At 65.1% G+C, this 519-nt stretch carries 1 protein-coding gene; it reads right to left on the reverse strand.

Features of this window, described 5'->3' with window-relative positions; genetic code table 11:
- On the reverse strand, nt 1–459 hold a 459-nt coding region (locus DVH23_RS23290), incomplete at its 3' end, for a twin-arginine translocation signal domain-containing protein (protein ID WP_198668094.1).
- Between the last annotated feature and the right edge of the window lie 60 nt (nt 460–519).

Genomic DNA, 519 nt, shown 5'->3' on the forward strand with positions numbered 1-519 from the left:
GCCGTTTCCGTTCCCTCCGTTGCCGCCGCCTCCTCCGCCGAGGTCGGTCGAGAGGAGGTTGAGTTCGGGGCTGAACATCGAGGCGTCCTCACCCAGCGTCCCGCTGTCGCCGCTGCTGAGGCTGACGTCCTGGGAGAACAGGAACGCGGTGATCCCCGCGGACCCGTCCAGATTGTACCGGATGACGTGGCCCGTGTAGTCGTCGGGCTGGGAGATCTCCGAGACCGTTTCGTCGTCGACCTGGAGGACGTTGACGGTCGTGCTCTGTTCGAGCTGGGCGACCACGTCGAAGCTCTGTCCCGGGTGGTAGTCGTACGAGAAGACGAGGGCGTTCCCGTCTTCCTGGGCGGCGACACCGCTCGCGGACGCGCCCGCACCGATCGCCAGCGCGCCGGCGGCGAGCGCGCCCTTTTTCATAAACGATCGTCTCGAGTCGTCGGTCGATATCTCGTCGCTCATTGTCTCTCTCGCCCCGTGGTGGGGCGTCCGATTCCTTGACCGGATTTTAGAATAAAGGGC

Origin of the sequence: Saliphagus sp. LR7, assembly GCF_003344565.1 — an archaeon.
GTDB lineage: Archaea > Halobacteriota > Halobacteria > Halobacteriales > Natrialbaceae > Saliphagus > Saliphagus infecundisoli.